The following is a 25,915-nucleotide window of genomic DNA, read 5'->3' on the forward strand; positions in this document are numbered from 1 at the left end:
TCACAGGCTGCGTCCCCGGCCGGGGACCAGGATCATGGCGAAATAGGGGGCGCCCTCGTAGCCGGCCGGCGGCAGCGGCAGCACCTTCTCGCCGGCCATGGTGCCGCGCTCGACATAGACGGCGCGCTCGGCCAGGCCCAGCTCCTCCAGCACGGCGCGGGTCTTGGAGAAGTGCCGGCCGAGCTTCATGATCACGGCCGCGTCGACGCGGGCGAGGTGCTCGCGCAGCGCCGCGGCGGGCAGCGTCGCCGGCAGCACGGCGAGCACGTCGTCGCCATAGGCGATCGGCGTGCGGGCGCGGGTCCAGCAGCCGGCCATGCCGGAGACGCCGGCCACCACCTCGGTCTCGTAGTCGGCGGCGAGGCGGTGGAACACCGGCATGAAGGAGCCGTAGAAGAAGGGATCGCCCTCCGACACCACAACCACGTCGCGCCCGGCGTCGAGGTGCACGGCAAGGCGCGCCGCCGCGGCGTCGTAGAAGCCGGACAGCGCGGCATGGTAGGCGGCGCCGTCCGCCGGCGCCTCGGTGGTCATGGGATAGGCGAGCTCCTCCTCGATCACGCCCTCGGCCAGAAAGCCCTCGACGATGGCCCGGCCATGGCCGCGCTGGCCCTGCTTGCAGAAATAGGCCAGCACCGGCGCCGCCTTGACGAGGCGCGCGGCCTTGAGGGTCATCAGCTCCGGGTCGCCCGGGCCGACGCCGACGCCGTAGAGGCGGCCCCTGGCGCTCATTCGACCTCGCTCGCCAGGGCATTGACCGCGGCGGCGGTCATGGCGCTGCCGCCCTTGCGCCCGCGCACGATCAGCCAGGGCACCGCGTTCCAGGCGGCCAGCGCCTCCTTCGATTCGGCGGCGCCGACGAAGCCGACGGGCACGCCGACGATGGCGGCCGGCTTCGGCGCGCCGGCGTCGATCATGTCCATCAGGTGGAACAGCGCGGTCGGCGCATTGCCGATGGCGACCACCGCGCCGGCCAGCCGCTCGCGCCAGAGCTCCAGGGCGGCGGCGGTGCGGGTGTTGCCGATCTCGGCGGCGAGCGCCAGCGTACTGGGATCGTCCAGCGTGCACACCACCGCATTGTCCGCCGGCAGGCGGGCGCGGGTGACGCCGTTCGCCACCATCTTGGCGTCGCACAGGACCGGGGCGCCGGCGCGAAGGGCGGCGCGGGCGGCGGCGACGAAGCCCGGCGCCATGGCGATGTCGGCGGCGACCTCGACCATGCCGCAGGCATGGATCAGGCGCACCGCCACCTGCGCCTCGTCGGGTGCGAAGCGCGCGAGATCCGCCTCGGCGCGGATGATGGCGAAGGAGCGGCGATAGATCTCGGCGCCGTCGCGGATATAGTCACGGTCTGGCATGGGTCTTCGGGCTTCCGGACGGGATCTCGCTCGGGTCGAGCGCAGCAAGACGGGCGGCCATGTCGGGCACCGACATCGGCGGGGTGGCGCTGGGTGCCATGGCGTCGGCCTGGAAGGCAAGTCCGTAGCGCCCGCCCTGGGCGACGAGGGTCAGCGTCGCCGGAGCTCGGCGAGCGCAGCCCTTCGGACAGCCGGAGACATGGACGGAGATGCCGCCACGGGCGAGGAGCGGCGCCAAGGCCTCGGCGAACCGCACCGCATCGCGCTGGGCCGCGCCCTCCCCCGAGGCGCAGGCCGGGCTGCCCGGACAGGCGGCGACGGCGAGGCGGGGATCGGCGGGATCGACGACCAGGCCGAGGGCGGCAATGCGTTCGGCCAGGGCCGGGGCAGCCGCCGCCGGGACGGGGGCGAGCAGGATCGCGCGCCAAGGGGAGAGACGCAGACCGCAGCCGTGCTCGGCCGCGAGGGCGGCGAGGCCGTCGAGCTGGTCGGCGGTCAGGCGACCGAAGGGGGCGGCGGCGGCGAAGAGGCCTGTCGACGCACCGCCGGCGAAGGGGACGTAGCCGGCCGGACCCTCACCCCTGCCCCTCTCCCGGCCGGGAGAGGGGCAGGGGTGAGGGTCTAGGCTTTTCGGCAATCGGGCGCCGCCTTCGTCGCCCGCACCAATATCGGCCTGCGCCTCGTCCGGAACCGTGCAGGCCCTCACCCCTGCCCCTCTCCCGGCCGGGAGAGGGGGGACGCGCACGGCAACCGCGGCCGCGCCCAGCCGGGCCACCACCTCGCGGAAGCGCCGTTCCTCGCCCACGCGCAGCGCCAGGAAGGCCTTCGCCAGCGCCGTTGCGGCGGCAACGAGCCCGTCGGCCGCGACCGTTCCGATCGCCGCCCCACCCGCTTCGACGCTGAAGCGATCCCTGCCCATCGCCGCGAACCGCACGTCCGCGTCGACCCCATCGAGCGGCAGCGTGCCGCCGCCGTCGATCAGGAACAGGACCTTTGCCGGCAGCGCATGCAGCGCGGGATCGGCGACCAGCGCCTTCTCCAGCGCAAGGGCGAGCGGCCCGACGTCGATCGCCTCCGCCGGGTCGAGCCCGGCAAGCGGGCTCGCCAGCACGTTGCGCACGGTCTCGCCGGCAGCATCGGCATCGAGCAGGCCGAGGGCGGCGAGGCGTGCCTGCAGCAGGCCGAGCGTTTCGTCCGTGACGCCGCGCAGCTGCAGGTTGGCCCGGCCGGAGAGGTCGAGCAGGCCGTTGCCGAAGGCCCGCGCGGCACCGGCCAGCGCCTGGGCCAGCCCGGGCGGCACCACGCCGGCGGTGATGCGCACGCGCACGAGCAGGCCGTCGCCCGTGCGCATCGGGCGCAGGGCGCCCGGACACCAGCCGCGGCGGCGCGCGCTCACGGCGCCGCCTCCGCCGTGTCGAGCAGCCGGGCGGCGGCGTTGCGGCGCGGCCGCCACAGGCCGCGGCGCAGGGCCTCGGCCAGCCGCGCCCGGATGGCGCGCGCCGCGCCGGGATTGGCGGCATCGAGGAAGGCGGCGACGGCGTCGTCCTCGACATAGGCGGCGTGGATGCGATCGAAGGCGGCGTCGGTGACCACGCCGGCCGTGGCGGCGAAGGCGAACAGGCTGTCGACGGCGTTGGCGAGCTCGGCTGCGCCGGCGAAGCCGTGGCGCATCATGCCGGCGATCCAGCGCGGATTGGCGGCGCGGCCATGGACGATGCGCGCCACCTCCTCGGCCAGGCTGCGCAGCTTCGGCGCCTCCGGGTCGGTGAGATCGGCGTGGTAGAGCGCCGCCTTGGCGCCCAGCGCCGCCAGCGCCGCGCCGAAGCCGCCCTGGAAGGCGGCGAAGGTGACGTCGTCGAGAATGTCGATCTCGGCATGGTCCTGGCCGTGGAGATGGGCGTCGGCCGACGCCACCCGGCCGGCAAAGGCCTCACGCGCCTCGCTCCCCTCCAGCCCGGCGCCATAGGCATAGCCGCCGGCGGTAAGATAGTCCTCGCCGAGATCGGCGCGGCTCTGCCAGGCGCCGCGGGCGAGGCGGTCGGCGATGCCGGCGCCATAGGCGGCCGGGGCAGCGCCGAAGATGCGCAGCGGCCGCGCCTCGCCGGCACGGCGGGCGGCGGCGAGCGGGTTCCAGTCCCCGTCCTCGTCGAGGGCGGCGACGGCCCGCACCGCCTCGTCGATCAGGGCGATCTGGCCGGCGAAGACGTCGCGGAACAGGCCGGAGATGCGCAGCGTCACGTCGATCCGCGGCCGGTCGAGCCGGGCGAGCGGCAGCACCTCGAAGCCGCCGACGCGGTTGGAGGCATCGTCCCAGACCGGCGCGACGCCGAGGAGCGCGAGGGCCTGGGCGATGTCGTCGCCGCCGGTGCGCATGGTGGCCGAGCCCCAGAGGTCCATGACGATGCGGCGCGGGTGCTGGCCGAAATCCTGGAGGTAGCGGCGCACCAGCTCGCCCGCGGCTCGGGCGCCGATCGCCGCGGCGGCGCGGGTCGGCACGGCGCGGGGATCGAGCGTGGTGAGGTTGCGCCCGGTGGGCAGCACGTCGGCGCGCCCGCGCGTCGGCGCCCCGGCCGGGCCGGGCGGCACGAAGCGCCCGTCGAGGCCAGCAAGCAGGCCGACCATCTCCGCCTCGCCCGTCGCATCCAGCGCGGCGGCAAGGGCCGGGCGGCGGTCCTCGCCGCTGGTGCGGGCGAGCGCGTCGAGGAGCAGGCCGTGCTCGGGCGGCGAGCGGCCGAAGACGTGCAGGCCGTCGCGGATCTGCAGCTCCTTGACGTCGCAGAGGAAGGCGTCGAGCCGGGCGAGCGTCTCCTCCTCGCCGGTGCCGGGGGCAATGCCGCATTCGGCGGCGAGGCCGCCGTCCTGGGCGATCTCGACGATCTCCTTGCGCAGATGCGCCATGCGGCGGCGATCGAGCCCGTCGGCGCCGGCATATTCGTCGATCAGCCGCTCCACCGCCTCGGCCGTGCCGGTGAGGCCGGCGGCGGCGAGCGGCGGCGTCATGTGGCCGATCGCGACCGCGCCGAGCCGGCGCTTGGCCTGCGCCGCCTCGCCGGGATTGTTGACGATGAAGGGATAGAGCACCGGCACCGGCCCGAGCGCCACCTCGGGGAAGCAGGCCTCCGACAGGGCCGCCGCCTTGCCCGGCAGCCATTCCAGCGTGCCGTGCGTGCCGAGATGGATCAGGGCGTCGAGGCGCAGGCGCTCGCGCAACCAGAGGTAGAAGGCGAGATAGGCGTGCCGCGGCGGCCGGTCGGGCGAATGGTGGTCGGCCTTGCGGTCGAGGGCGCCGCCACGATCGGGCTGCACGGCGACGGCGACATGGCCGCAGGCGCGCACGGCGAAGCGGAAGGCGCCGTCCCGGCAGGCGATATCCTCCGCCGGATCACCCCAGGCCGCGGCAAGGGCGGCGCGGACGGAATCGGGCCGGCCCGCCAGCCAGGCGCGGTAGGCTTCGAGCTCGAGGCCGGCCTCCGAGGCCTCGGCGCCGTCGAGCGCCCGCATCAGCGCCTCGCCGTCCGCCGGCCGGTCCGACACCGCATAGCCCTCGGCGGCGAGACGATCGAGGATGGCGAGGGTCGAAGCCGGCGCGTCGAGGCCGACGGCATGGGCGGCGCGGCCCTCCGCCCCGGGATAGTTGGAGAGGATCAGCGCCAGACGGCGCTCGCCGCGCGGCGTGGCGGCGAGGCGGGCCCAGGCGGCGGCCTTGTCGGCGACGGCGGCGATGCGCCCGGGATGCGGCGCGTGCACGGTGCGGACGATGCCGCCCTCCTCGACCTCCGCCTTGAACGAGATCGCCCCGGCGAGCAGCCGGCCGTCGAGCTCGGGCAGGGCGACATGCATGGCAAGGTCGGTGGCGCCGAGGCCGCGGACCGAGGCGGCCCAGGCCTCCTCGGAGGAAGCCGCGGTGACGACCTGCAGCACCGGGCAGCCGGCGGCGTCGAGGGCGGCGCCGCCGTCGTCGCGCCGGGCGGAGAAGGCGGTGGCGTTGAGGACGACGGCAGGGCGGAGGCGGGCGAGCTGCCGCTCGATCCAGAGCGCCGTCGTCGCGTCCTTCAGCGAGCCGACGAACAGCGCGGTGACGGCCAGCCCGCGCGCGCCCAGCGCCCGCGCCAGGGCGTCGATCGGCGCGGTGTCGGCGGCGAGCAGGATCGAGCGGTAGAAGACGATGACGGCCCCGGACGCGCCGACCGGCGCCGCGCCTTGCCGATCGGGCAGGTCGTAGACCCCGTATCGCGGCAGCGCGGCGGGCGGCAGCGCCTCGCCGCGCTCCAGGCCGCCGAGCCGGGCGATGTGGCGGAGCGAAGCCTGCGCATTGCCCCGGCCGCCCTCGCGCCAACAGGCCGCCAGGCGGTCGAGATCGGCGGGCGGAACCGTGGAGAGCTCGACCAGCCTCGGGTCGGCCCGCTCGTCGCCCGGCACCAGCGCCAGGGCGATACCGTGCCGGCGCGCCAGGGCGCCGAGCTCCTCGGCACCGTAGCGCCAATAGTCGACCCCGCCGAGCAGGCGCACCAGGATGGCCCGGGCATGGCGGCAGACGCCGTCGAGATAGAGGTCGACCGACAGGGGATGGCGCAGCCTGGCGAGCGGGGCGACGCGCAGGCCCTCGACGCCGGACAGGGTCGCGAGCGCCAGGTCGCTGTCGGTGAAGGACAGGAAGACCACGTCGCCCGGCGTCTGACCGAGATCGACCGCCGCCTCGGCGGTGTCGAGCGAGCGCTTGTCCTGCGGGAGGAGGTGCATGGGCTAGCCGGCCGGAACCGGCCGGCGTGCGCATGCGCGCAGGGCGCGACGCCGGCCATTCCCCTCCCCCTTGTGGGGAGGGGTGAGGGGTGGGGGTCCATCAGGAAAGAACGCGGCGCTCGATGCAAGGCGCCCAGTGGCATCGGGCGCGATCCGTTCTGCACGACCCCCACCCCTCACCCCTCCCCACAAGGGGGAGGGGAGCGGCTGGCGTGGCGGGAGAGCGGCGACCGGCGCGCTGACACCCGTCGGCCATGCGTTGCGCCGTTGCATGCAGCCTGGCTGCCCTCTCAGCCCCATCCGTGCGCTCCCTACGCCGCCAGCGCCTGCTCGATCGCGGCGCGGTCGAGGCCCTTCTCGCCGATGACCACCAGGCGGCTGGCCCGCGCCTCGCCGGGGGCCCAGGCGCGGTCGAAATGGTGGGAGAAGCGCGCCCCGACACCCTGGACCAGCAGGCGCATCGGCTTGCCGTCGACGGCGACGAAGCCCTTCATGCGCAGGATGTCGTGCGCCTCGGCCGTGGCCTTGAGGCGGGCGAGCAGCGTCTCGGGCTCGGCGACGGCCGGCAGCTCGACGACGAAGGTGTCGAAGTCGTCATGGTCGTGCTCGGCCTCGGCGTCGTGATGCGACGGCCGCGCGGCGAGATCGTCCTCGGCCGCAGCGCTGAGGCCGAGCAGCACGGCCGCGTCGATGCGGCCCTGGCTGGTGCGCACCACCTTCACGGCGCGCGGCACGGTGCGGACGATGTCGGCGGCGACACCGGCCGCCTCCTCGGGCGTCATCAGGTCGCTCTTGTTCAGGACGACCAGGTCGGCGCAGAGGAGCTGGTCCTCGTAGACCTCTTCCAGCGGGTTGTCGTGGTCGAGCGCCGCATCGCCCTCGGCCTGGCGCTTCAGCGCCTCCGGATCGTCGGCGAAGCGCCCGGCCGCCACGGCGGCGCCGTCCACGACCGCGACCACGCCGTCGACGGTGACGCGCGAGCGCACCGCCGGCCAGCCGAAGGCCTTGACCAGCGGCTTGGGCAGGGCGAGGCCCGAGGTCTCGATGACGATGTGCTCGGGCGGCTCGGCCCGGCCGAGCAGCGCCTCCAGCGCCGGCACGAAATCATCGGCCACGGTGCAGCAGATGCAGCCATTGGCGAGCTCGACGATGGCATCGGCCGGGCAGCTCTCGATGCCGCAGCCCTTGAGGATGTCGCCGTCGACGCCGACGTCGCCGAACTCGTTGACGATCAGGGCGAGGCGGCGGCCGTTCGCCGTCTCCAGGAGATGGCGGATCAGCGTGGTCTTGCCGGCTCCGAGGAAGCCGGTGACGATGGTGCAGGGAACTTTGTCGAGCGGGCTCATTCGGCGGCGTCCTCGAGGGTGGGGAAAGGCGGAATGCGGGCGATCATGCCGCGCTTGAACGGCTCGGGCCGGCCGCGCCAAGGCATCAGGCCGTCGGCGGAGGCGCCGAGCAGGCCTGCCGCGACGACGACGTCGGGGCCGGCCTCGGGGGTGAGGTCGCCGAAGACATAGGTCCAGGCGCCGGGCGCCGAGAGCGAGACGGTGCAGGCGCGCCGGCAATTGCCGAGGCATTCGACGGCGACGATCCGCGCCGGCGGGGCGAGGCGCGTCAGCGCCGCGTGCAGGCGCGCGCCGGGGCGCGGCGCCTCGGGATCCCAGCCCTCGTGACGGCAGGTGACGCAGACATGGATGACGACGTCCCGCATCGGCCGGGTGGGCCCCTCTTCGCGCCGCGGTCGCGGCATCGGGCGCGGAAGCGGCTGCCGCGGCAAACGGCAGCCTGGCACCGGTTGCGCCCGGGGCGCCCCGCCCGGACCGGCATGATTCGACGGCAGGTCTCCTGGCTCGCGGTTTTGGCACGACGCGCCGCCTTCCCGGGAATCCATCCCAGTGGCTCCTTGGCACGCCGCTCGCCGCTCACAGTTGCGGGGGCAGCCGCGGATTGAGGGCGAACGCCCCGCACCGCATTCCCTGTTCGCTCTCGGACGAGAGACCGTCTGGATCGGACTAAAGGACTGTGCGACAAGCCTTGTCAATCGCGCAGGCGACGGCGACTTTCCCGGATGCGCTGCGCGGCGCCGGGCGCGATGCGGGACGGAAGCGATGGGCAGCGAGCAGGAACCGGCCGACAAGGCCGCGACGATCGATCCGACCTTCCGCAACGGCTCGCTGACCGCCATCGGCGTCGTCGTCGGCTTCTCCCTGAGCTTCCTCAGCACCTGGGCGGCGCAGCCCGGCCCCTGGAACCGGACCGACATCGGCGCGGTGCTGCTGATCTGCATCGGCATCCTGCTGCAGATCCGGGCCCTGGCCGGGATGCTGTCGATCCGCTCGCTCCAGCTCGCCAGCTATGAGCGCCTGATCCGCTATTTCCTCACCGGCATCGGCCTCGCCGCGATCGGGGTCGGCATCGCCATCTTCGCCGACGTCCTCGGCTTCACCACGACCGCCCTGCACAAATAGGCCTGCCCGTGACCGCCCCCGCCGACCGCCTGACCCTGGTGCTCGGGGGCGCCCGTTCCGGCAAGAGCGCCCATGCCGAGGGGCTGGTCGCAGCGCTGCCGCCGCCCTGGACCTATATCGCCACGGCGCAGGCCTTCGACGCCGAGATGCGCGAACGCATCGCCGAGCATCGGCGGCGCCGCGACGCGCGCTGGGCCACGCTCGAGGCGCCGCTCGACCTCGCCGGCGCTCTCGCCGCGGCGCAGGGCCCCGTCCTGGTCGACTGCCTGACGCTGTGGCTGACCAACCTGATGCTGGCCGAGGTCGATCGCGACGCTGCCTTCGCCGCCCTGGAGGCGGCGCTCGACGCAGCGCCCCGTCCCGTGGTGCTGGTCTCGAACGAGGTCGGGCTCGGCATCGTGCCGGACAATGCCCTCGCCCGCGCCTTCCGCGACGAGGCGGGGCGGCTCAACCAGCGCCTCGCCCGCCGCGCCGAGCGGGTGCTGTTCCTCGTCGCCGGCCTGCCGATGGTGGTGAAATGACCGAAGAGACGCCCGGGAGCGAAGCCGCCCGTCACAAGGCCAAGATGGCCAAGCGCAAGGCGGTGCAGGACGCGGAGGTCGCCGCCAAGACCATCGAGAAGGGCCTCCTGATCGTCCACACCGGCGCGGGCAAGGGCAAGTCGACCGCCGCCTTCGGCCTGATGCTGCGCGCCCTCGGCCATGGCTGGCGGGTGGGCGTGGTGCAGTTCATCAAGGGCGCCTGGTCCACCGGCGAGCGCACGGCGCTGGAGCGCTTTGCCGACCTCGTCACCTGGAAGTCGATGGGCGAGGGCTTCACCTGGGAGACGCAGGACCGCGACCGCGACGTCGCCGCCGCGGGGCGGGCCTGGGCGGCGGCGCAGGCGATGATGGCCGACCCCGGCATCCGCCTCCTGGTGCTCGACGAGCTCAACATCGCGCTGCGCTACGACTACCTGCCGCTCGAGACGGTGCTGGCGGCGCTGGAAGCGCGCCGGCCCGACCTGCACGTGGTGGTCACCGGCCGCAACGCCAAGCCCGAGCTGGTCGCGGCCGCCGACCTCGTCACCGAGATGACGGCGGTCAGGCACCACTTCGCCGCCGGCGTGAAGGCGCAGGAGGGCATCGAGTTCTGATCGGGGACATGTGATCGGAGATCTTTGATCATGAGCGGGCGGCTCGGAGCGGCGATGACAGCGCTCCCTCTTCCACGACCTGTGTCCGCGTGGATGGCCGGATCAAGTCCGGCCATGACGGTTGAGGATGATGCGACCGTTTGAGACCTTCCCGCAACGATTCCGTCATGGCCGGGCTTGTCCCGGCCATCCACGCGAACACCGTCCTCCAACCGCGATCGCGCCGTCCCGACGACGGCCATTGACGCTCCCGTTACTCGGCCGCCACCGCGAATCCGCCACATTGCCCGACTCATTGGGCGCGCCGCGCGGTGCGGCGGGTTCGGACGGAGGGCAGGCATGCCGCGCATGGGTGGATGGTTCGGCGGCCTCGTCATGGCGCTGGTCGCCGGCGCGGCGCCGGCCTCGGCCGGAGCGCCGGCCTGTTCCGCCGATGCCGGCCTCAAGGCCGCCGACTTCTCCATGCCGGTGACGGAGCTGCGCACCGGCGCCGGCCGCCCGGCCCTGCCGGCGCTCAAGCGCATGGGGGTGAGGACGGTCATCCGCTACTACGAATATCCGCGCGAGACGCTCGCCTGCAAAACCCTCACCGCCGAGGAATCCGACGCGATCCTGGCGGAGGGGCTCAGCATCGCGGTGGTGTTCCAGCACAACAACCACGACCCCGAGACCTTCTTCGACGCGAGCCGCGGCCGTGCCGATGCCAAGCGCGCCCTCGCCCTGGCCGAGGCCAACGGCCAGCCCTTCGGCAGCGCCATCTATTTCAGCGTCGATGGCGTCGACCAGGTGATGCGCGACCTCGTCTACGAATATGGCGTCTCCGGGGGGAAGCCGATGAGCGCGGCCCGGCGCCGCAGCCTGATCGCCGACGGCAAGGGCCGGCATGTCCGGCACTACGCGCGCTTCCTGAAATACCGGCGCGACGTGCTCGACGTCCCCGTCGACCGCATCGGCCCGCGCAGCATCCTGCCCTTCGTCAAGCGCTACTTCGCCGACGTCGCCGAGGTGTTCCGCAGCGAGGCGGGGGAGCACGGCGGCCGAAGCTACGCCATCGGCGCCTATGGCAGCGGCTATGTCTGCGACGCGCTGCTGAAGGCCAAGCTGGTGAAATATTGCTGGCTCGCCCAGTCCACGGGCTGGCCGGGCTATGACGGGTTCCGGCGCAGCGCCCGCTGGAGCCTGCGCCAGGAGAACCCGACGACCTGCCAGGACTGGACCTATCCGCGCGATCCCTCGCGCACGGTGCAGTTCGACTTCAACCAGGTCGGCGCCACGGGCGATTTCGGCCAATGGTCGACCAAGCGCGCCCAGACGGTGGCGATGACGCGGCCGGAAACCTGCCCGGCGCCCTGAGCGGCGATGCTCAGAAGAAGCCGAGGCCGCGGTCCCACGGCGCCTCCGGCCAGAAGCGCAGGGCGAGGAAATCGACGAAGGCCCGCACCTTGGCCGGCGGATTGCGCCCCGGCGGCATCAGCGCGTGCACGGCCAGCTTCGAGCGCACGGGGTGGTCGAGGGCCAGCGGCACCAGCCGGCCGGCCCGGATGTCGTCGCCGAGGATGAAGGTCGGCTGGTAGATCAGCCCCTGCCCGGCGAGCGCCGCGGCGAGCAGGGCATCGCCGTTGTTGGCGCGAAGGCGCGTCGTCACCGGCACGACGATGTCGGCGGTCTCGCCGAACACCCAGCGATCGGCGGTCGCGGGCGTCGGCAGGGTGTAGCCGAGACAATCATGCCCGGCGAGGTCGGCGATGGTGCGCGGCGTGCCATGCGCCCTGAGATAGGCGGGCGTCGCGCACAGGATGATGCGGCAGGGCGCGAGGCGACGGGCGACGAGGCTGGAATCGCGAAGCAGGCCGATGCGCACCGCGAGGTCCCAGCCCTCCTCGACGAGGTCGACGACGCGGTCGTTGAGGCCGAGCTCGACCGAGACCTGCGGATGCAGGCGGGTAAAGTCGGCCAGCAGCGGGGCGATCTCGCGCACGCCGAAGGAGACCGGCACGGCGAGGCGCAAGAGGCCGCGCGGCTCGACGCGGTCGGCCGCCGCCGCCTGCTCCGCCTCGTCCATCTCGACCAGGATGCGCTCGCAGAACTCGAGATAGCGCCGTCCCGCCTCGGTGAGCGTGACGCGGCGGGTGGTGCGGTGGAACAGCTTGACGCCGAGCCGCTCCTCCAGCGCCGCCACATGCTTGGTGGCCATGGTCTGCGACATGCCGAGCACCCGCGCCGCGGCGGAGAAGCCGCCGAGCGCCGCGACGCGGGCGAAGACCTGCATGCCGAGAACGCGGTCGAGCATGATCTCACTCCATCGGTGTGAGATCCTATTCGAGCTGCCGCGATTATCAAACGAGGAAGGGTTGTCCATCTTGGCCGTGACGCCATACGGCCCGCCACAGCGAATTCGGGCAGCCCTGGAGACCATCATGATCGACGACAAGACCGCCCCTTATGCCGCGCTCGTGCTGCGCATCAGCCTCGGCATCCTGTTCCTGGCCCATGCCTGGCTGAAGATCTTCGTGTTCACCCCGGCCGGCACGGCCGGCTTCTTCGAGAGCCTCGGCCTGCCCGGCGCCCTCGCCTATCTCACGATGGCGGTGGAGGTGCTGGGCGCCATCGCCCTCATCATCGGCTTCCAGACCCGCATCGTCGCCCCGATCCTGGCGATCGTCCTCGTCGGCGCCATCGCCACCGTGCACGGCAAGGCCGGCTTCTTCTTCACCAACCCGAACGGCGGCTGGGAGTATCCGGCCTTCTGGGCCATCGCCCTGATCGTGCAGGCCCTGCTCGGGGACGGCGCCCTGGCGCTGAAGTCCGGGAAGGCCCAGACTGCGTGAGACGTCCGGGCCGGAAGCCCCCGGCGTCCGGCCCGCGCCATCGAGGAGACCCGCCATGACCACCGAAACGTCGCCCCGTCTGGCTCCGATCCAGGCCCCGGCGCGCCCGATCGACGCGGGCGTGCGCATCGGGCACATCCACCTCAAGGTGGCCGACCTCGACCGCGCCCTCGGCTTCTATTGCGGCGTGCTCGGCTTCGAGCTGATGCAGCGCTACGGCACGCAGGCGGCCTTCATCTCGGCCGGCGGCTACCACCACCATATCGGCCTCAACACCTGGGAGAGCCGCGGAGGCTCGCCGCCGCCGCCCGGCACCACCGGCCTCTTCCACACCGCGATCCTCTACCCGACCCGGGCGGCGCTGGCCGACGCGTTGAGGCGGCTGATCGAGGCGCGCATTCCCCTCGACGGGGCGAGCGACCACGGCGTCAGCGAAGCGCTCTACCTGCGCGACCCCGACGAGAACGGCGTCGAGCTCTACTGGGACCGGCCGCAGGCAGAGTGGCCGCTGACCGCCAAGGGCGAGCTCGCCATGGTGACGCAGCGCCTCGACCTCGACGCCCTGCTGCGGGCGCAGGCCTGAGCCGCCCTATTCCCGCAGGATGCCCTCGGCGGCGCGCTCGTCGGTGATCAGCACGTCGACGACGCCGAGACGCAGGGCGCCCTGCAGCACCGGCACCTTGTCGGCTCCGCCCGAGGCCAGGACAACCGTGCCGATGTCGCGCAACGCCGCGGGCGCCAGGGCGATCACCCGCCGGTTGAGCGGATGGTCGACGAGCGCGCCGTGCTGGTCGATCCAGTGGGCGCAGAGGTCACCGACCGCGCCGGCGCGCTTGAGCGAGACCAGATCCTCCTCGCCGATGACGCCGAGGTGGAAATTGGTGGTGTTGCGGGCGAGATTGCCGACGGACAGGAAGGCGAGGTCGACGGTGCGGGCGTGCTCGAAGGCCTCGCGCAGGATCGGCTGCGCCATGAACAGGTCGCGCGTGCCTTCGGTGTCGGCAAAGATCGGCGCCGCGATGTAGTAGCAGCGGGCGGAGAACAGCTCGGCCAGGCGCGAGGCGCTCTCATAGGCGTTGAGCACGGAGCCGCCGGTGAGGCCGCCGAGCAGCGACACGACGGAGAGGCCGGCAACCGGGCGCACCGCGATCGACTTCATGGAGTAGCGCAGGGTCTGGCCCCAGCCGACGCCGATCGACATGCCGTCGCGCAGGCGCTCGGACAGGGCACGGCCGGCGGCGACGGCGACGGTCTGAGGCACCAGCGCCAGCTCGGGCGGAGAGGGCACCACGATGGCCTCGTCGAGACCGTAGCGCGTGCGCAACTGCTCCTCCAGCGCCACGCAGGAGGCGATCTTGGAATTGATGCGGACCTGGACGATGCCCTGGTCGCGCGCCTGCGCCAGCATGCGGTTGACGCGGATGCGGTTGAGGCCGAGCCGCTTGGCGATCTGGTCCTGGGTCAGGCCGCCGACATAGGAGAGCCAGGCGGCGCGCACCAGGAGCTGCTCCTCCCGGTCGACGGGCGGAGGCGGGTCGGATCCTGCCGGGGCGGCCGGGTTCCTGCGCGATGCGACGGCCATGCCCGTCTCCCTGTCTCGCCCGCCCCGGCTCAACGATGGAACCGATCGAAGGCGAGCGCCAGCGGCTCGTCGCGACAGACAGCCGCGACGATCCCCGCCGCCAGCGGCATGCGCTCGCCCGGGAGCGCGCCACGGGCCATCATCGCCTCCAGGGTCGGTCCGAGGTCGAGCGCGAGCTGCGCCCCCTCCACCGTGTCCGACGCCATGTGCTCGGCCTTGGCCCGCGCATAGGGCAGGCCGAGCCCGAGCAGCCGACCCATGCGCCCGTTCCGGCCGGCCTGGCAGGTGACGTAGAGGTCGCCCGCGCCCGGCAGGCCGCGCACCGTCTCGGCCCGGCCGCCGAGCGCCTCGACCAGCACCGTCATCTCCTCCAGCGCCTGGGTGAAGAGGGAGGCGGCGAGGTTGTGCATCAGCGCCCCGTTCGAGCCCTTGCCGCTCCGCTCCAGCAGGCCGGCGGCGGCCCCGACCGCCAGGGTGTAGAAATTCTTGAAGGCGGCGCAGATCTCGACGCCGATCACGTCGGTCGAGGGGCGGGCGTGATAGAACGGCGCCTCCAGCAGCCCGAGCGTGCCGGCGACGAGGGCCTCGTCGCCGCCGGTGACCACGACCGAAGTGTCGCGCAGCGCCGCCAGCTCGCCGGCGATGCAGGGGCCGCCCACCGCCATGACGGGCAGCGCCATGCCGGTGCGGCGCTCGACCTCGCGCGCCACCAGGTGCGGCAGCACCTCGATGCTGCCGTCGCGCGGCGCCAGGCCCTTGGTGATCATCAGCACCGGGACCGGCGTCCTGACGCTTTCCACGATGCGGTCGATGGCCCAGGCGATGCCGGCCGAGGAGACGCCGAGGACGAGGAGGTCGGCGCCCTCCGCCATGGCCGCGCCGAAGCCGGTCCAGGGCCGCGCCTCGACCGCGGCCGGCAGCGTCACGCCCAGCCGCGGGTGCAGGCCGTTGCCGGCGACGGAGCGGACGATGTCCTCGTCGAGATGGGTGCCGACCAGGGCGACGGCGTTGCCGCCATGGGCGGCCGGCAGGGCCATGGCCGAGCCCATGACGCCTGCGCCGAGTATGACGATCCTAGCCATGGCGGGCCTTTCCGGTTTCCTGATCGAGGCGATGGCCGGGCTGCGGGTTCGGCGCCGGACGGATCCTGGCGGCCCTGCCGACAGTCCCGGCGCTCACGGCGGCCATGGGCTGCTCCTCACGATGCGCCGCGGGCGGCGAGGATCGCCTCGGCGATCTCGACGAAGCCGGCGCCGCCGCGCGAAGGCGCGACGAAAGCCGGCGCCGCGGACAGGCGCCCCTCGAAGTCGCGGACATTGGCGACGCCGCAGGCATAGGGGAAGAAGCCGAACATCGGCGCGTCGTTGGGGCTGTCGCCGCAGAAGACGAAACGCTCCTTCGCCGCGTCGAGGTCGAGGCCCAGCACGTCGCGCACGAAGACGCGCGTCATCGACAGCTTGTCATAGGCGCCGAACCAGCCGTTGACGTGGATGGAGGAGACCTTGGCGGTGGCCCCGGCCGCCTCGAACAGGGCAACGATACGCGCCACCGCCGCCGGCGGCAGCGGCGGCACGTCCTCGCAGACGTCGATGGCGAGGTCGGCCTCGCGGTAGAGCTGGTCGGCGGAGACCGCCGCGCCCGGCACCTGGCGCGGGATCGCCTCGGCGAGCGCCGCCAGCCGCACGCGGTTCTCGGCCCGCTCGGCCTCGGTCGCCACGAAGCGGCGCAGCATGCGCCGGGCCCCGCCGTCATAGCGGAAGTAGAAGGCGCCGTTCTCGCCCACCACCCCGGCGACCGGCCAGAACCGGGCGACCATGTCGCACCAGCCGGCCGGGCGCCCGGTGATCGGCACCACGGCGAGGCCGGCCTCGTAGAGCCGCTCCAGCGCGGCATAGGCGGCCGCCGGCAGGCGCCCCTCGCTGGTGAGGGTATCGTCGATATCGGTGAACACGCCGAGGAGACCGCGGACGACGGCAGGCGGAAGGGCGGACAGGGGTTTCATGGGACTGTCCGGAGATGGGAGAAAGGTCTGGACGTCCTGCCCGAGCGCGCGACGCAAAGCCTTCTCCAACGAAGTTGGGGAAGGTGGCCCGACATAGTCGGGCCGGATGGGGTGTGGCGGGCAGGTCCGCAGCGGTGTTCGGCTGGCGCGACGCTCGTGCCAAGCCGCCAAAAGACTGCGCTCGGCACGCCACACCCCATCCGTCGCCACTGCGTGGCGCCACCTTCCCCACTTCGTGGAGAAGGCTTTGCGTCGCGCCTTGCCGTCATGGCGGCCTGTCTTCCCGCACCCCGCATCAATATTCGTCCTCCAGGAACTCGTCCAGCAGCCCCGCATCCGCCGCCAGGTTGACGAAGGACCAGCGGCCGCGAATCTCGCGGGCATGGCGAATGGCGTCGTGCCAGACCGGGCGCGGCAAGCCAAGCTCGGCGGCGGTGGTCGCCCCGCCGGCCGCGCGCAGCGCCTCGGCCATGCGGGCGGCCGGCAGCGCCATCGCCTGCAGCTCCCGGCGCAGCGTCGGCCAGGCGGCCGCGAGGCGGGCATTGAACGCGGCGGCGGCGGCCTCGTCGAGCGCTGTCTTGCGCATCTCCGCGATGCAGAGCGGTCCGAGCGCCGGGCCGTAGCGACGCAGCATCGCCGCCTCGTCGACGCGGGTGGCCTTCACCACCGGCGGGGTCTCCATGGCGAGGATGCGCGCCTGAAGCCGGGCCATCACCAGCGAGGCGACGCCGACCTGCTGGCCGTGGGTGGTGCCGGGATGGTGCTCGCCGGCGAACATGTCGACCCAGTGGGAAATCTGGTGCTCGCCCATCGAGCCGTGATGGGAGGCCTGGGTGAAGGCGACGCCCATCGAGCACAGGGTCAGCACCCGCTGCAGCGCCCCCACGGCCGCGAGGTCGTGGGCGGCGAGGCCGGCCGCACGGGCGATCATCGGCTCCTCCTCGCCCTCCTGCAGGGCATAGGGCGTCGAGGAATAGAAGGTGCCGAACAGGCGGTGCGAGGCCCACCAGTCGATCTGTGCCGTCGGCCGGCACAGGCTGTCGCCGAGGCCGGCAGCGCTGAGCCAGGCCGGGGCTGCGGCGGAGACGCCGAGATCGAGGAAGATGCCGCGCGGAGCATGGGAGGGCAACGAGGTCTTGAGGCCCGAGGCCAGCGTCACCGAGGCGGTGGAGGCGCCGTAGCCGTTCATCGAGGCCGCGGTGCCGAACACGGCATAGGGGCGCCCGTCCAGGAAGGTCGCATGCTTGCAGCTGTCGTTGAGCACGCCGGAGCCGACCGCCACCACGCCGTCGGCATGGCGGGTGAGCGCGCCGACCCGGGCGATGGTCGCCTCGTCGCAATCGAGGCTGCCGGTCAGCACGACTTCGTCCACGGTGGCGATGGCCGCGAGCGCCCGGGCGACGCGCCGGCCCATCACCTCGACCGTGTTCTCGTCGCTGACGACGGCCAGGCGCCGGCCGAGGCGCAGCGGCGCGATCAGGTCCGCCTCACGGCCGTCGGTCGTCTCGGCGAGCTCGATCGCCTCGAAGGGCAGCACCGCGGCCTTGCCGGTCTGCGGATCCTTCCAGCGCCCGGCCACCACGTCCTCGATCCGGGCGTTCCAATTGACTGCATCAACCATCAGGCGTGTCCGCGAAAGCCGCCGGCGGCGCAGGCGGAGACAGGAGGTCGCAGGCCGGGCCGGGCATCAGCCATGGCCGGCCTCCGTGTCGGCCGAGCCCGCCTCGGTGAAAGCGGCGAGGCGCGCGTTCCAGGCCGAAAGCGTCGGCCAGAGATCGGCGTGGATGGCGAGGAGCTCGGCATAGCGGGCGGAGCGGCGCGGATCCGGCTCGAAGGTGCGCACCGGCCGGCCGGCCATGGCCGCCGTGGCCTCGGCGATGCTGGCGAACCAGCCCGCGCCCCGGGCCGCAGCCATGGCAGCGCCGAGCGAGGAGGCTTCCACCGTTTCCGAGCGCCGCACCGGCCGGGCCGCGGCGTCGGCGAGGATCTGGGCCCAGAGATCGGAGGAGGCGCCGCCGCCGATGGCGATGTAGGAACTGATCGGCACGCCCGTCGCCGCCGCGGCGTCGTTGGTGGTCGCCGCCTGCTCCATGGCGATGCCCTCGAGCAGGGCGCGGTAGAGATCGCCGCGCCGGGTCGAGCCGGACAGGCCGGCGATGACGCCGCGGGCGAAGCTGTCCCAGTGCGGCGTCATGCAGCCCTGCCAATAGGGCACCAGGACGACGCCGCCGGCGCCGATCGGGCTCGCCGCCGCCTCCGCCTCCAGCGCGGCGAAGAAATCGCGCTGGCGCCCAGGCTCGACCAGGAACACCTCGCGCGCCAGCCAGTCGACCAGGAAGGTGCCGGAGCGCAGGCAGGTTTCATAGATGAAGCCGCCGTCGGCGACCGCGTTCATGGTGCGGAACGCCCGGTGATAGGCGTAGGCGGCGCCGAAGCTGCCGGAGACCACGGCCGTGCCGAGATTGACATAGGCGGCGCCGGGCGCGATCAGCCCCGCGCCGGTGCCGGCGCACTGGCCGTCGCCGCCGCCGGCGATGACCGGCGTGCCGGCGGCGAGCCCGGTCACGGCTGCGGCCGCCGTGGTGACCGTGCCCATCGGCTCGCCCGGAGCAACCAGCGCCGGCATCTTGCCGGGGTCGACCCCGGCGGCGGCGAGCAGCTCGCTCGACCATGTGCCGCTGGCCATGTCGACCGCGCCCATCGGGTCGGCCGAGGCGAGCGAGGTGACCCAGGCGCCGGTGAGGCGGAAGGCGAGGTAGCCGTGCACGTCGGCGATGCGTTCGGCGCGCGCGAACAGGTCCGGCTCGGATTCGGCCAGCCAGATGAAGCGATAGAGGCAGGGAATGACGTCGAGCGGCTTGCCGGAGATGGCATGCACCCGCTCGGCGCCGAATGTCTCGCCGAAGCGGCGCTGCTGCGGCCGGGCGCGGTCGTCGAGCCAGACCATGCCCGGGCGCAGCGCCGTCCCGTCACGGCTGAAGACGCCGAAGGTCTCGCGCTGGTTGGAGATGCCGACCGCGGCGATGCGGGCGGGATCGACCTGCCCGGTCAGCTCCCTGAGGGCGGCGGCGGACGAGGACCACCAGTCGGCCGGGTCCTGCTCGAAATAGCCGGGCTGCGGGTTGGCGAGCGGGATCGGCGCACGCCCCTGCGCGACGAGGCGTCCTCGCCGGTCCCAGGCGATCGCCTTGGTGGCCGAGGTGGAGGAATCGAGGCCGACGACGAGATCTCCGGGCATCATGCGGCGCCTGCGTCGAAGCGCGGCCGCCGGGCCTCCGGACGCGGCGCAGAGAGCCGCATCCGGCGGCCGGCGACCGGATGACAGGAGCGCGGAGGCGGCGGACCGCCTCCGCGATGGCGTTCGGAACGATGCGTCAAAGGTCGGCGTCCTTGACCTTGGCGTCGACCATGGCGGCGATCGCGTCCATGCACTTCTTGGCATCGCCGCCATAATCCTGGCCGGTGATCAGCTTGCCGAGCTCGGTCGGGATCTCGTTGGTGGAGAGGCCGGCCCAGAGCGGCATATGCGGCTCGGTGGCGATGACGTTGTCGATGGTCCACTTGACCACCTCGAGGTGGCGGGTGGTGCCGGGCCCGACCTTCGCCTTGGCCTTGACCCGCTCGTCGGCGAAGGAGGAATTGCGCATCGGCGCAAAGCCGCCGGCCAGGGTGCAGCGGGTCATGATCTCCTTGCAGCAGCCCCACTGCATGAAGATCCAGGCCGCCTCCGGGTTCTTGGAATATTTCGACAGCGAGATCGACGAGCCGCCCTGGTGGCCGGCATTGGGCTTCTCGTTGAAGCCGCAATCGGCCGCGGCGCGCAGCGCCTTGGGGGTGAGCGGCCGCATCGGCTCCCACAGGCCCTTGACCTTGGAATCGTCGGCGTCGAGGCCGGGGAAGAACTCGTCCCAGCTCTGCACCAGGGCGACCTGACCCGACACCATCATCTGGAACTGGCCGTCCCAGGTGGAAGCGGTCGAGTTCGGCGGCGCCATCTTCAGGAGGTCCTGGTACCATTTCAGGCCCTCGATGCCCTGCGCGTCGTTGCCGGCGAACTTCTTGTCCTTGCCGAACACCGAGCCGCCATGGCCCCAGACGGCCTGGGTCCAGTCGCATTCCAGCGAGTAGTGGCCGGACTTGGCCTGCAGGCCGGTGCCGAAGATGCCGTTGGCCTTCTCCGCCTCGGTGATCGCCTTCACCGCGGCGGTGAACTCGTCATAGGTGGTGGGCACCTTGATGCCGTGCTTCTCCAGGAGGTCCTTGCGGTACATCAGGATGAAGATCGGGATGTCAAAGGGAATGCCCATCCACTGGCCGTCGACCTGGGCCACGCCGTCGACCAGCGGCTTGGAGAAGTCGTCCCAGTCGAAGTCGGGCATCGCCAGCTCGGGCTTGTCCTTGTAGTACTCGATCGGGTTGACGCAGTCCGGCGCGAAGGTCGAGACCCAGGACTGGTCGAGATAGTAGAGGTCGTAGGTGCCGAGCTGGCCCTGCACGTCCTGCGTCGCCTTGGCCAGCACCTGCTCCAGCGGCACGATCTCGACCTCCACCTCGATGCCGGTGGGATCGGTGAACTCCTTCTTGATCTGGTTCAGCACCACGGAGGGCGGCGTCGCCTCGGTGGTGTAGCGGATCTTGGCGCCCTTGAACTTGGACCCGACCTCCTTCAGCCACTTGGCCTGGCTGTCGGGCAGGCCTTCGGCATAGGCGCTCTCGCCGAGGCCGAAGCCGGTGAAGCCGCGACGATGGCCGCCGAGCATGCCGAGGCCGAAGGCGGAGAAGCCGATGCCGGCCAGGCCCATGCGGCGCAGGAACTCACGCTTGGAGATGCGCCGCTCGGTATAGGCGTTGGCGCTGTCGACGATGAAGGTCTGCTTGTCGAACCTCTTGAAACTCATCTTGGATGCCTCCCCTTGTGTGAGCTTTGTTGTCGTTCGGATCGGCCTAGTCCTTGAGGGTTCCCAGGGTCAGGCCGCGAACCAGTTGCTTCTGGACGAGCAGGATGAAGATGAAGCTGGGGATGATCGCCGAGGTGCCGAGCGCCGAGATGAAGCCCCATTCCGACCCCGTCGAGGTGACGTAGCCCTGGATCTTCACCGGCAGGGTGCGGATCGAGCTGGTCAGGAACAGCGAGAGCAGGAACTCGGTCCAGGAGAAGATGAAGCAGAGCACCGCCGCGGCGGCGACGCCGCCCTTGACCAGAGGCAGGACCACCTTCCAGAAGGTCTGGAAGCGCGTGGCGCCGTCGATCATGGCCGCCTCGTCCAGCTCCTTGGGCACGTCGTCGTAGAAGGATTTGAGCAACAGCACCGCGATCGGCAGGTTCATCAGCGTGTTGACGAAGATCAGGCCGAGGCGGGTGTCGAGCAGATGGGCGACGTTGAACATGAACACCACCGGCACGATGATGGCGATCGGCGGCATGAAGCGCTGCGACAGGATCCAGTTGAGATAGGCCTGCCGGCCGCGGAACTGCAGGCGCGACAGGGCGTAGGCGGCCAGCACCGCCAGGACGATGGTGAGCGCCGTGGCGCCGACCGCGACGACGATGGAATCCAGGATGGTCTGGCGCGCGTCGTAGGAGCTGGCGCCGCCGACGCCGAAGGTGTTGCCGGATTCGATCGCCAGCTCCGCCCGCGACCGGCCGAGCAGCGTCACCTGATAGTTGACCGACGTCGGCACGAAGTCGAAGAAGACGGTGCGGTCCTTGTCGAACAGGGCCGACACCGGCTTGATCGAGGCCAGCGCCCACCAGTAGATCGGGAACATGAACAGGCCGACGACACCGACGGCCAGGATGTCGCGCACCATGCGCTGCAACAGCGAGGGCCGCATCAGAATTTCACCCTGAAAATCTTGATGAACAGGCTCGAGGTCGCGATCACCAGGATCAGCGTCAGCAGAGCCAGCGTCGAGGCATAGGGGAAATCGGCGTTCTTGAAATAGATCGTGCCGGCATAGGCGGTCAGCGTCTCGGTCGCGGTGCCCGGGCCGCTGTCGGTCATCACCTTGACATAGTCGTAGATGCGGAAGAGGTCGACGCCGCGGATCAAGACGGCGATGGCGATGATCTTGGAGAGCATCGGCAGCGTCAGCCTGAAGAAGGCCTGCACCGCGCTGGCGCCGTCGATCGCCGCCGCCTCGTAGGGCTCCCTGGGCAGGGCGCGCAGCCCGGCCAGCATGATCAGCACCATGAACGGCGTCCATTGCCAGACGTCCGCCAGCAGGATGCCGAGCAGCGCGACGCTACCGGTCGCCAGGATCGGATGATCCGCCGACCACAGGCCGCTGGCATAGAGGCCGCGGCTGATGACGCCGAAGGTGCCGTCGAGCATGAGCAGGAACATCATGCCGGTCACCGCCGGCGGCACCACCAGCGGCAGGGTCATCAGCGCGCGCAGGATGGCGTAGCCCCGGCGGTCGGAATCGAGCAGCAGCGCGATGAGGAGGCCGAGCACGAGCTCGATGACGATGGCGGTGCCGGTATAGGCGAAGGTGCGGCCGACCGCCCCCCAGACCCGCTCGTCGGCGAAGATCTTGCTCCAGTTCCAGGTCGGGTTGAAGACGCTGATCCGCGTCACCGGGTTGCGCTTCTGCAGCGACAGCCAGAGGGCGTAGAGCAGGGGATAGACGCCGAACACCAGGAGCATGGCGGTGATCGGCGCCAGCCAGGGAAAGGGATGCTCGGAGGTGAGGAAGCGCGGCAGGGCGAAGGCACGCGTCCGCGGCGCGGTCGTGACGGCGCTGGTCATGGCACGCCGATCCCAGGCCTGGAGCAGGGCATCCGTCCTCCCGCAGGCAGCGAGCGCCGGGCGCTCCTTCCTGCACTCTTGTAATTTTTTTATATCTTTTGTTCAGACGGAGGGTGCGGCGTTTCCCACACCTTGTCAAGCATCGCCCCGGCCGGCGGCAGCCGCCGGACGCGGGTTTCGTTGCCGCGGCGCAGCATCGCGCGCGGTGACCGGGCTGGAGGAAGCGCTGCCTATTCCGCCGCCGCGGCGGCTGCGGCCGTGTCGGATTCGACATGGCCGGAGCGGATGCGCACCGTGCGGTCGCAGCGCGCGGCGAGCGCCATGTCGTGGGTGACGAGCACCAGGGTGGCGCCACGCTCGCGCTTGAGGGCGAACATGGTCTCGATGATGGCGGCGCCGGTCGCCTCGTCGAGATTGCCGGTCGGCTCGTCGGCGACCAGGATGCGCGGGTCGGGCGCCAGGGCGCGGGCGAGCGCGACGCGCTGCTGCTCGCCGCCCGAAAGCTGCGCGGGATAGTGCGACAGGCGGTTGCCGAGGCCGACGACGTCGAGCTCGGCCTCGGCCCGCTCGAAGGCGTCGGGGCGGCCGGCGAGCTCGAGCGGGATGGCGACGTTCTCCAGCGCCGTCATGGTCGGCACCAGGTGGAAGGACTGGAAGACGATGCCGATGTGCCGGCCGCGGAAGCGCGCCAGCCCGTCCTCGTCGAGCACGCCGAGATCCTGGTCGGCGACGCGCACCGTGCCGGTGTCCGGCCGCTCCAGGCCGGCGAGCGTCATCAGGAGCGTCGACTTGCCGGAGCCGGAGGGACCGACCAGGCCGACGGCCTCGCCCTGCCTTATTTTCAGCGAAACGCCCCGCAGGATATGGACGCGTGCCGCGCCGCGGCCGAGGCTGAGATGGACGTCCGTCAGTTCGATCGTCGATTCCACGCTTCCAACACCCGCTGCAAAGGACCCGCCATGCCTGGTTCCGCGACATATGGGCTCGCTGCCGCCATCCGCCAAGCGTGGCGCGCCCTCATCGCCGGCCTGGTGCTGCTGGCGGCGCTCGGCGCGCCGCTCCGCGCCGCCGAGCCGCTCAAGGTGGTGGCGCTCGGCGACAGCCTCACCGCCGGGCTCGGGCTGCCGGCTTCCGACGCCTTCCCGGCCAAGCTGCAGGCGGCGCTGGCGGCGCGCGGCCTCGCCGCCGTCATCGACAATGCCGGCGTCTCCGGCGACACCGCCGCCTCGGGCCTCGCCCGCCTCGACTGGTCGGTGCCGGACGGCACCAAGGCGGTGCTGGTGGAGCTCGGCGCCAACGACATGCTGCGCGGCATCGACCCCGCCGCGACGCGCGCGGCGCTCGATGCGATCGTCACCCGGCTGCAGGCGCGAGGCATCGCGGTGATGCTGCTCGGCATGCGGGCGGCGCCCAATCTCGGGCCGGACTACCAGAAGGCCTTCGACGCCATCTTCCCGGACCTGGCAGCGCGCCACGGCGTGGCGCTCTATCCCTTCTTCCTCGACGGGGTGGCGGGCGAGCGGGCGCTGAACCAGGCGGACGGCATGCATCCGACCGCCGCGGGCGTCGACGTCATCGTCGCGCGCAGCGCGCCCGCCGTCGCGACGTTCCTGCAAGGGGTGAAGTGAGGCGGGACGCCAGCCTCACCCGTCCCCGAACGGGTCGGTGCCCAGGCGGGTCCAACGATCGCCGGCGAGGCCGCCGATCAGCGCCTTGTCCTCGCGCACGGCCCGCAGCACCTCCTCGCGGCGCGAGCGGACCATGGTGCCCCCGCCGTAGAAGAACAGCAGGGCGCGATAGGCGCAGAGGTCAGGCATCATGGCGGCATTGGCCGGGCCGTGCACGGCGATGCACCCCATGGCCTCGGCCGAGGCGGCCAGGCTTTCGAGCACCGTGCCCCATTGTCCCGGCCGCGCCAGCAGCTGCAGCACCGCCGCCGGCCCGCCGCGCCGGCCGTAGAAGGCGTAGCAGCCGATCGGTGCCGTGCCGGTGCCGCCGTGGACGAGGCGGAAGGCGAGGTCGCCGCCGGCACGCTTCTGCGCGGCCTGGTCGAGCAGCCAGCCGAGCTCGGTCGCCGGCCAGGCCGGGCGCAGGCGGTAGGCCTCGACGAAGCCGGGCAGCACCGCGGCGAAGCCGGTGGCGTCGATGGTCTCCTCCCGCCAGCGCGGCGGAACCGCGTGGCGCTGGCGCGGACGCAGGGCCCGGGCGGCGGCGCGGTCGACGAGATGCGTCACCGGGGCGAACAGCGGCGCCGGCGGCAGCGGCCAGCGCTCCCGCGCCTTGTAGAGCAGCAGGGCGGCCGGCTTGAACACCCGCATCCATTGCAGGCAGTTGAGCGGCATCAGCTGATATTTCAGCGGCCGGGCGAAAGGCAGCGACAGGCGGTTGGCCGAATCGGTCAGGATCATGTCGAAGGCGCTCTGGTTGAGCGCCCGCAGCATCTGCGGCGCGGCCATGCCGTCATGGGCGCCGTCGGCGGCCATCAGCGTGCTGATGATGCCGGCGGACAGCTCCTCGTCGTCGAGGCGGTAGCGCGTCTTGAGGATGCCGAGGAAGCCGCGGATGTCGCCCTGGCCGTCGACCTGCACCAGCGTGCCGGTGCCGGCGTCGCAATAGGGGCCCTCCAGGTAGATGCGACGCATATAGGCCGCCACCTCCTCGACCGCCCGCTGCGACGGGGCGCGGCGGCCGCGCCGGAAGGCGCGCAGGAACAGGACGGCGGAGCGTTCGAGGTCGCCGGCCTCGAGCGGGCGAACCCGCCCGTCGGTGGCGCGGATCACCGCCGGCGCGCTCGCCGCCGGCACGGATGGGGAGGGCACGGGCTGGGACGAGGCGAGCGGTGCGGCCGGCACGGCCGGGCTCGCCCCGGGGGGCAGCGCCGCCGATCTGGACGGCGTCATGGCTCGATCCTCCGGCCGGGTGCAGGGCCTGCGGTCGCCGGCCGGCCGCGATCGCATCGCGGCGCGGGCTCGTCGAATCGAGAGGCTTGGATCAGGTGGTCGATCTGGGTCGTCACGTGTCGATCCCGATGAGGTGAGAGGCCCCCGCCC

Annotated in this window: 24 protein-coding genes and 1 riboswitch; of the genes, 7 read left to right on the top strand and 17 right to left on the bottom strand. The window is 72.3% G+C overall.

Annotated elements, in window-relative coordinates:
* From QO011_RS27325 to QO011_RS27350, 6 genes are all read right to left on the bottom strand, one after another.
* Entirely contained in the window at positions 1 to 732 is a 732-nt protein-coding gene (locus QO011_RS27325) for a precorrin-2 C(20)-methyltransferase (protein ID WP_307279311.1), read from the bottom strand.
* Positions 729 to 1,358 carry a precorrin-8X methylmutase gene (locus tag QO011_RS27330; protein WP_307279314.1) on the bottom strand — a complete coding sequence of 210 codons (630 nt, stop codon included), beginning with the start codon at positions 1,356 to 1,358 and terminating at the stop codon, positions 729 to 731. The genes QO011_RS27325 and QO011_RS27330 overlap by 4 nt, the downstream gene beginning before the upstream one ends.
* Positions 1,345 to 2,754: a precorrin-3B synthase gene (cobG, locus tag QO011_RS27335; RefSeq protein ID WP_307279316.1), complete on the bottom strand. Its 1,410-nt coding sequence runs from the start codon at positions 2,752 to 2,754 to the stop codon at positions 1,345 to 1,347. The genes QO011_RS27330 and cobG overlap by 14 nt, the downstream gene beginning before the upstream one ends.
* Entirely contained in the window at positions 2,751 to 6,098 is a 3,348-nt protein-coding gene (gene cobN / locus QO011_RS27340) for a cobaltochelatase subunit CobN (protein ID WP_307279317.1), read from the bottom strand. The genes cobG and cobN overlap by 4 nt, the downstream gene beginning before the upstream one ends.
* A 311-nt stretch (positions 6,099 to 6,409) precedes the next feature.
* Positions 6,410 to 7,444, bottom strand: a complete 1,035-nt coding sequence (gene cobW / locus QO011_RS27345; protein ID WP_307279320.1) for a cobalamin biosynthesis protein CobW — start codon at positions 7,442 to 7,444, stop codon at positions 6,410 to 6,412.
* Entirely contained in the window at positions 7,441 to 7,809 is a 369-nt protein-coding gene (locus QO011_RS27350; protein ID WP_307279323.1) for a DUF1636 family protein, read from the bottom strand. Before QO011_RS27350 ends, cobW begins: the two co-directional genes overlap by 4 nt.
* A 108-nt stretch (positions 7,810 to 7,917) precedes the next feature.
* Positions 7,918 to 8,116: riboswitch (cobalamin riboswitch) on the bottom strand.
* Between the two features lie 90 nt (positions 8,117 to 8,206).
* Between QO011_RS27350 and QO011_RS27355 the strand changes: the two genes are divergently transcribed.
* From QO011_RS27355 to QO011_RS27370, 4 genes are all read left to right on the top strand, one after another.
* Positions 8,207 to 8,566, top strand: coding sequence for a hypothetical protein (locus QO011_RS27355; protein ID WP_307279326.1), 360 nt, complete (start codon positions 8,207 to 8,209; stop codon positions 8,564 to 8,566).
* Between the two features lie 29 nt (positions 8,567 to 8,595).
* Positions 8,596 to 9,087 carry a bifunctional adenosylcobinamide kinase/adenosylcobinamide-phosphate guanylyltransferase gene (gene cobU / locus QO011_RS27360; RefSeq protein WP_370882020.1) on the top strand — a complete coding sequence of 164 codons (492 nt, stop codon included), beginning with the start codon at positions 8,596 to 8,598 and terminating at the stop codon, positions 9,085 to 9,087.
* The gene (gene cobO / locus QO011_RS27365) at positions 9,084 to 9,701 is read left to right on the top strand and encodes a cob(I)yrinic acid a,c-diamide adenosyltransferase (protein WP_307279333.1); all 618 of its coding nucleotides are present in this window, start codon (positions 9,084 to 9,086) and stop codon (positions 9,699 to 9,701) included. The genes cobU and cobO overlap by 4 nt, the downstream gene beginning before the upstream one ends.
* Positions 9,702 to 10,040: 339 nt before the next feature.
* Positions 10,041 to 11,054, top strand: coding sequence for a glycoside hydrolase domain-containing protein (locus QO011_RS27370; protein ID WP_307279336.1), 1,014 nt, complete (start codon positions 10,041 to 10,043; stop codon positions 11,052 to 11,054).
* A 10-nt stretch (positions 11,055 to 11,064) separates the two neighbouring features.
* Here QO011_RS27370 and QO011_RS27375 read toward each other — a convergent pair whose 3' ends face one another.
* A complete protein-coding gene (locus QO011_RS27375) occupies positions 11,065 to 11,991 on the bottom strand; it encodes a LysR family transcriptional regulator (protein ID WP_307279338.1) in 927 nt (308 codons plus the stop codon).
* Between the two features lie 127 nt (positions 11,992 to 12,118).
* Between QO011_RS27375 and QO011_RS27380 the strand changes: the two genes are divergently transcribed.
* Both QO011_RS27380 and QO011_RS27385 read left to right on the top strand, forming a co-directional pair.
* Positions 12,119 to 12,529, top strand: a complete 411-nt coding sequence (locus tag QO011_RS27380) for a DoxX family protein (protein WP_307279340.1) — start codon at positions 12,119 to 12,121, stop codon at positions 12,527 to 12,529.
* A 55-nt stretch (positions 12,530 to 12,584) separates the two neighbouring features.
* Complete coding sequence (locus tag QO011_RS27385; RefSeq protein WP_307279343.1) at positions 12,585 to 13,112, top strand: VOC family protein; 528 nt, start codon at positions 12,585 to 12,587, stop codon at positions 13,110 to 13,112.
* A gap of 6 nt (positions 13,113 to 13,118) precedes the next feature.
* Here QO011_RS27385 and QO011_RS27390 read toward each other — a convergent pair whose 3' ends face one another.
* The 9 genes from QO011_RS27390 to QO011_RS27430 form a co-directional block, all read right to left on the bottom strand.
* A complete protein-coding gene (locus QO011_RS27390; protein WP_307279345.1) occupies positions 13,119 to 14,111 on the bottom strand; it encodes a sugar-binding transcriptional regulator in 993 nt (330 codons plus the stop codon).
* Positions 14,112 to 14,140: 29 nt separating this feature from the next.
* Entirely contained in the window at positions 14,141 to 15,193 is a 1,053-nt protein-coding gene (locus tag QO011_RS27395; protein WP_307279347.1) for a hypothetical protein, read from the bottom strand.
* 116 nt (positions 15,194 to 15,309) lie between these two features.
* The gene (locus tag QO011_RS27400; RefSeq protein WP_307279350.1) at positions 15,310 to 16,113 is read right to left on the bottom strand and encodes an HAD-IIB family hydrolase; all 804 of its coding nucleotides are present in this window, start codon (positions 16,111 to 16,113) and stop codon (positions 15,310 to 15,312) included.
* A 295-nt stretch (positions 16,114 to 16,408) separates the two neighbouring features.
* On the bottom strand, positions 16,409 to 17,734 hold the full coding sequence (locus tag QO011_RS27405) for an iron-containing alcohol dehydrogenase (RefSeq protein ID WP_307279353.1): 1,326 nt from the start codon (positions 17,732 to 17,734) through the stop codon (positions 16,409 to 16,411).
* A gap of 66 nt (positions 17,735 to 17,800) precedes the next feature.
* Positions 17,801 to 19,351, bottom strand: coding sequence for a xylulokinase (locus tag QO011_RS27410; RefSeq protein WP_307279355.1), 1,551 nt, complete (start codon positions 19,349 to 19,351; stop codon positions 17,801 to 17,803).
* Positions 19,352 to 19,487: 136 nt separating this feature from the next.
* Positions 19,488 to 21,011, bottom strand: a complete 1,524-nt coding sequence (locus QO011_RS27415; protein ID WP_307279358.1) for an ABC transporter substrate-binding protein — start codon at positions 21,009 to 21,011, stop codon at positions 19,488 to 19,490.
* Positions 21,012 to 21,057: 46 nt separating this feature from the next.
* Positions 21,058 to 21,948, bottom strand: coding sequence for a carbohydrate ABC transporter permease (locus tag QO011_RS27420; protein WP_307279361.1), 891 nt, complete (start codon positions 21,946 to 21,948; stop codon positions 21,058 to 21,060).
* Positions 21,948 to 22,865, bottom strand: coding sequence for a carbohydrate ABC transporter permease (locus QO011_RS27425; protein ID WP_307279363.1), 918 nt, complete (start codon positions 22,863 to 22,865; stop codon positions 21,948 to 21,950). The genes QO011_RS27420 and QO011_RS27425 overlap by 1 nt, the downstream gene beginning before the upstream one ends.
* 230 nt (positions 22,866 to 23,095) lie before the next feature.
* Positions 23,096 to 23,794 (bottom strand): ABC transporter ATP-binding protein, encoded by a 699-nt coding sequence (locus tag QO011_RS27430; protein ID WP_307279366.1) that lies wholly within the window; start codon positions 23,792 to 23,794, stop codon positions 23,096 to 23,098.
* A gap of 30 nt (positions 23,795 to 23,824) precedes the next feature.
* Here QO011_RS27430 and QO011_RS27435 point away from each other — a divergent pair, with 30 nt between their 5' ends.
* A complete protein-coding gene (locus QO011_RS27435; protein ID WP_307279368.1) occupies positions 23,825 to 24,493 on the top strand; it encodes an arylesterase in 669 nt (222 codons plus the stop codon).
* Positions 24,494 to 24,508: 15 nt separating this feature from the next.
* Here QO011_RS27435 and QO011_RS27440 read toward each other — a convergent pair whose 3' ends face one another.
* Positions 24,509 to 25,765: a hypothetical protein gene (locus tag QO011_RS27440; RefSeq protein WP_307279371.1), complete on the bottom strand. Its 1,257-nt coding sequence runs from the start codon at positions 25,763 to 25,765 to the stop codon at positions 24,509 to 24,511.
* Positions 25,766 to 25,915 lie beyond the last annotated feature (150 nt).

Origin of the sequence: Labrys wisconsinensis (assembly GCF_030814995.1) — a bacterium.
Classification (GTDB): domain Bacteria; phylum Pseudomonadota; class Alphaproteobacteria; order Rhizobiales; family Labraceae; genus Labrys; species Labrys wisconsinensis.

Coding starts and splice junctions, on each gene's coding strand:
- QO011_RS27325 (WP_307279311.1), bottom strand. CDS start 732: ATGAGCGCCAGGGGCCGCCTCTACGGCGTCGGCGTCGGCCCGGGCGAC.
- QO011_RS27330 (WP_307279314.1), bottom strand. CDS start 1,358: ATGCCAGACCGTGACTATATCCGCGACGGCGCCGAGATCTATCGCCGC.
- cobN (WP_307279317.1), bottom strand. CDS start 6,098: ATGCACCTCCTCCCGCAGGACAAGCGCTCGCTCGACACCGCCGAGGCG.
- cobW (WP_307279320.1), bottom strand. CDS start 7,444: ATGAGCCCGCTCGACAAAGTTCCCTGCACCATCGTCACCGGCTTCCTC.
- QO011_RS27350 (WP_307279323.1), bottom strand. CDS start 7,809: ATGCGGGACGTCGTCATCCATGTCTGCGTCACCTGCCGTCACGAGGGC.
- QO011_RS27355 (WP_307279326.1), top strand. CDS start 8,207: ATGGGCAGCGAGCAGGAACCGGCCGACAAGGCCGCGACGATCGATCCG.
- cobO (WP_307279333.1), top strand. CDS start 9,084: ATGACCGAAGAGACGCCCGGGAGCGAAGCCGCCCGTCACAAGGCCAAG.
- QO011_RS27370 (WP_307279336.1), top strand. CDS start 10,041: ATGCCGCGCATGGGTGGATGGTTCGGCGGCCTCGTCATGGCGCTGGTC.
- QO011_RS27375 (WP_307279338.1), bottom strand. CDS start 11,991: ATGCTCGACCGCGTTCTCGGCATGCAGGTCTTCGCCCGCGTCGCGGCG.
- QO011_RS27380 (WP_307279340.1), top strand. CDS start 12,119: ATGATCGACGACAAGACCGCCCCTTATGCCGCGCTCGTGCTGCGCATC.
- QO011_RS27385 (WP_307279343.1), top strand. CDS start 12,585: ATGACCACCGAAACGTCGCCCCGTCTGGCTCCGATCCAGGCCCCGGCG.
- QO011_RS27390 (WP_307279345.1), bottom strand. CDS start 14,111: ATGGCCGTCGCATCGCGCAGGAACCCGGCCGCCCCGGCAGGATCCGAC.
- QO011_RS27395 (WP_307279347.1), bottom strand. CDS start 15,193: ATGGCTAGGATCGTCATACTCGGCGCAGGCGTCATGGGCTCGGCCATG.
- QO011_RS27400 (WP_307279350.1), bottom strand. CDS start 16,113: ATGAAACCCCTGTCCGCCCTTCCGCCTGCCGTCGTCCGCGGTCTCCTC.
- QO011_RS27405 (WP_307279353.1), bottom strand. CDS start 17,734: ATGGTTGATGCAGTCAATTGGAACGCCCGGATCGAGGACGTGGTGGCC.
- QO011_RS27410 (WP_307279355.1), bottom strand. CDS start 19,351: ATGCCCGGAGATCTCGTCGTCGGCCTCGATTCCTCCACCTCGGCCACC.
- QO011_RS27415 (WP_307279358.1), bottom strand. CDS start 21,011: ATGAGTTTCAAGAGGTTCGACAAGCAGACCTTCATCGTCGACAGCGCC.
- QO011_RS27420 (WP_307279361.1), bottom strand. CDS start 21,948: ATGCGGCCCTCGCTGTTGCAGCGCATGGTGCGCGACATCCTGGCCGTC.
- QO011_RS27425 (WP_307279363.1), bottom strand. CDS start 22,865: ATGACCAGCGCCGTCACGACCGCGCCGCGGACGCGTGCCTTCGCCCTG.
- QO011_RS27435 (WP_307279368.1), top strand. CDS start 23,825: ATGCCTGGTTCCGCGACATATGGGCTCGCTGCCGCCATCCGCCAAGCG.
- QO011_RS27440 (WP_307279371.1), bottom strand. CDS start 25,765: ATGACGCCGTCCAGATCGGCGGCGCTGCCCCCCGGGGCGAGCCCGGCC.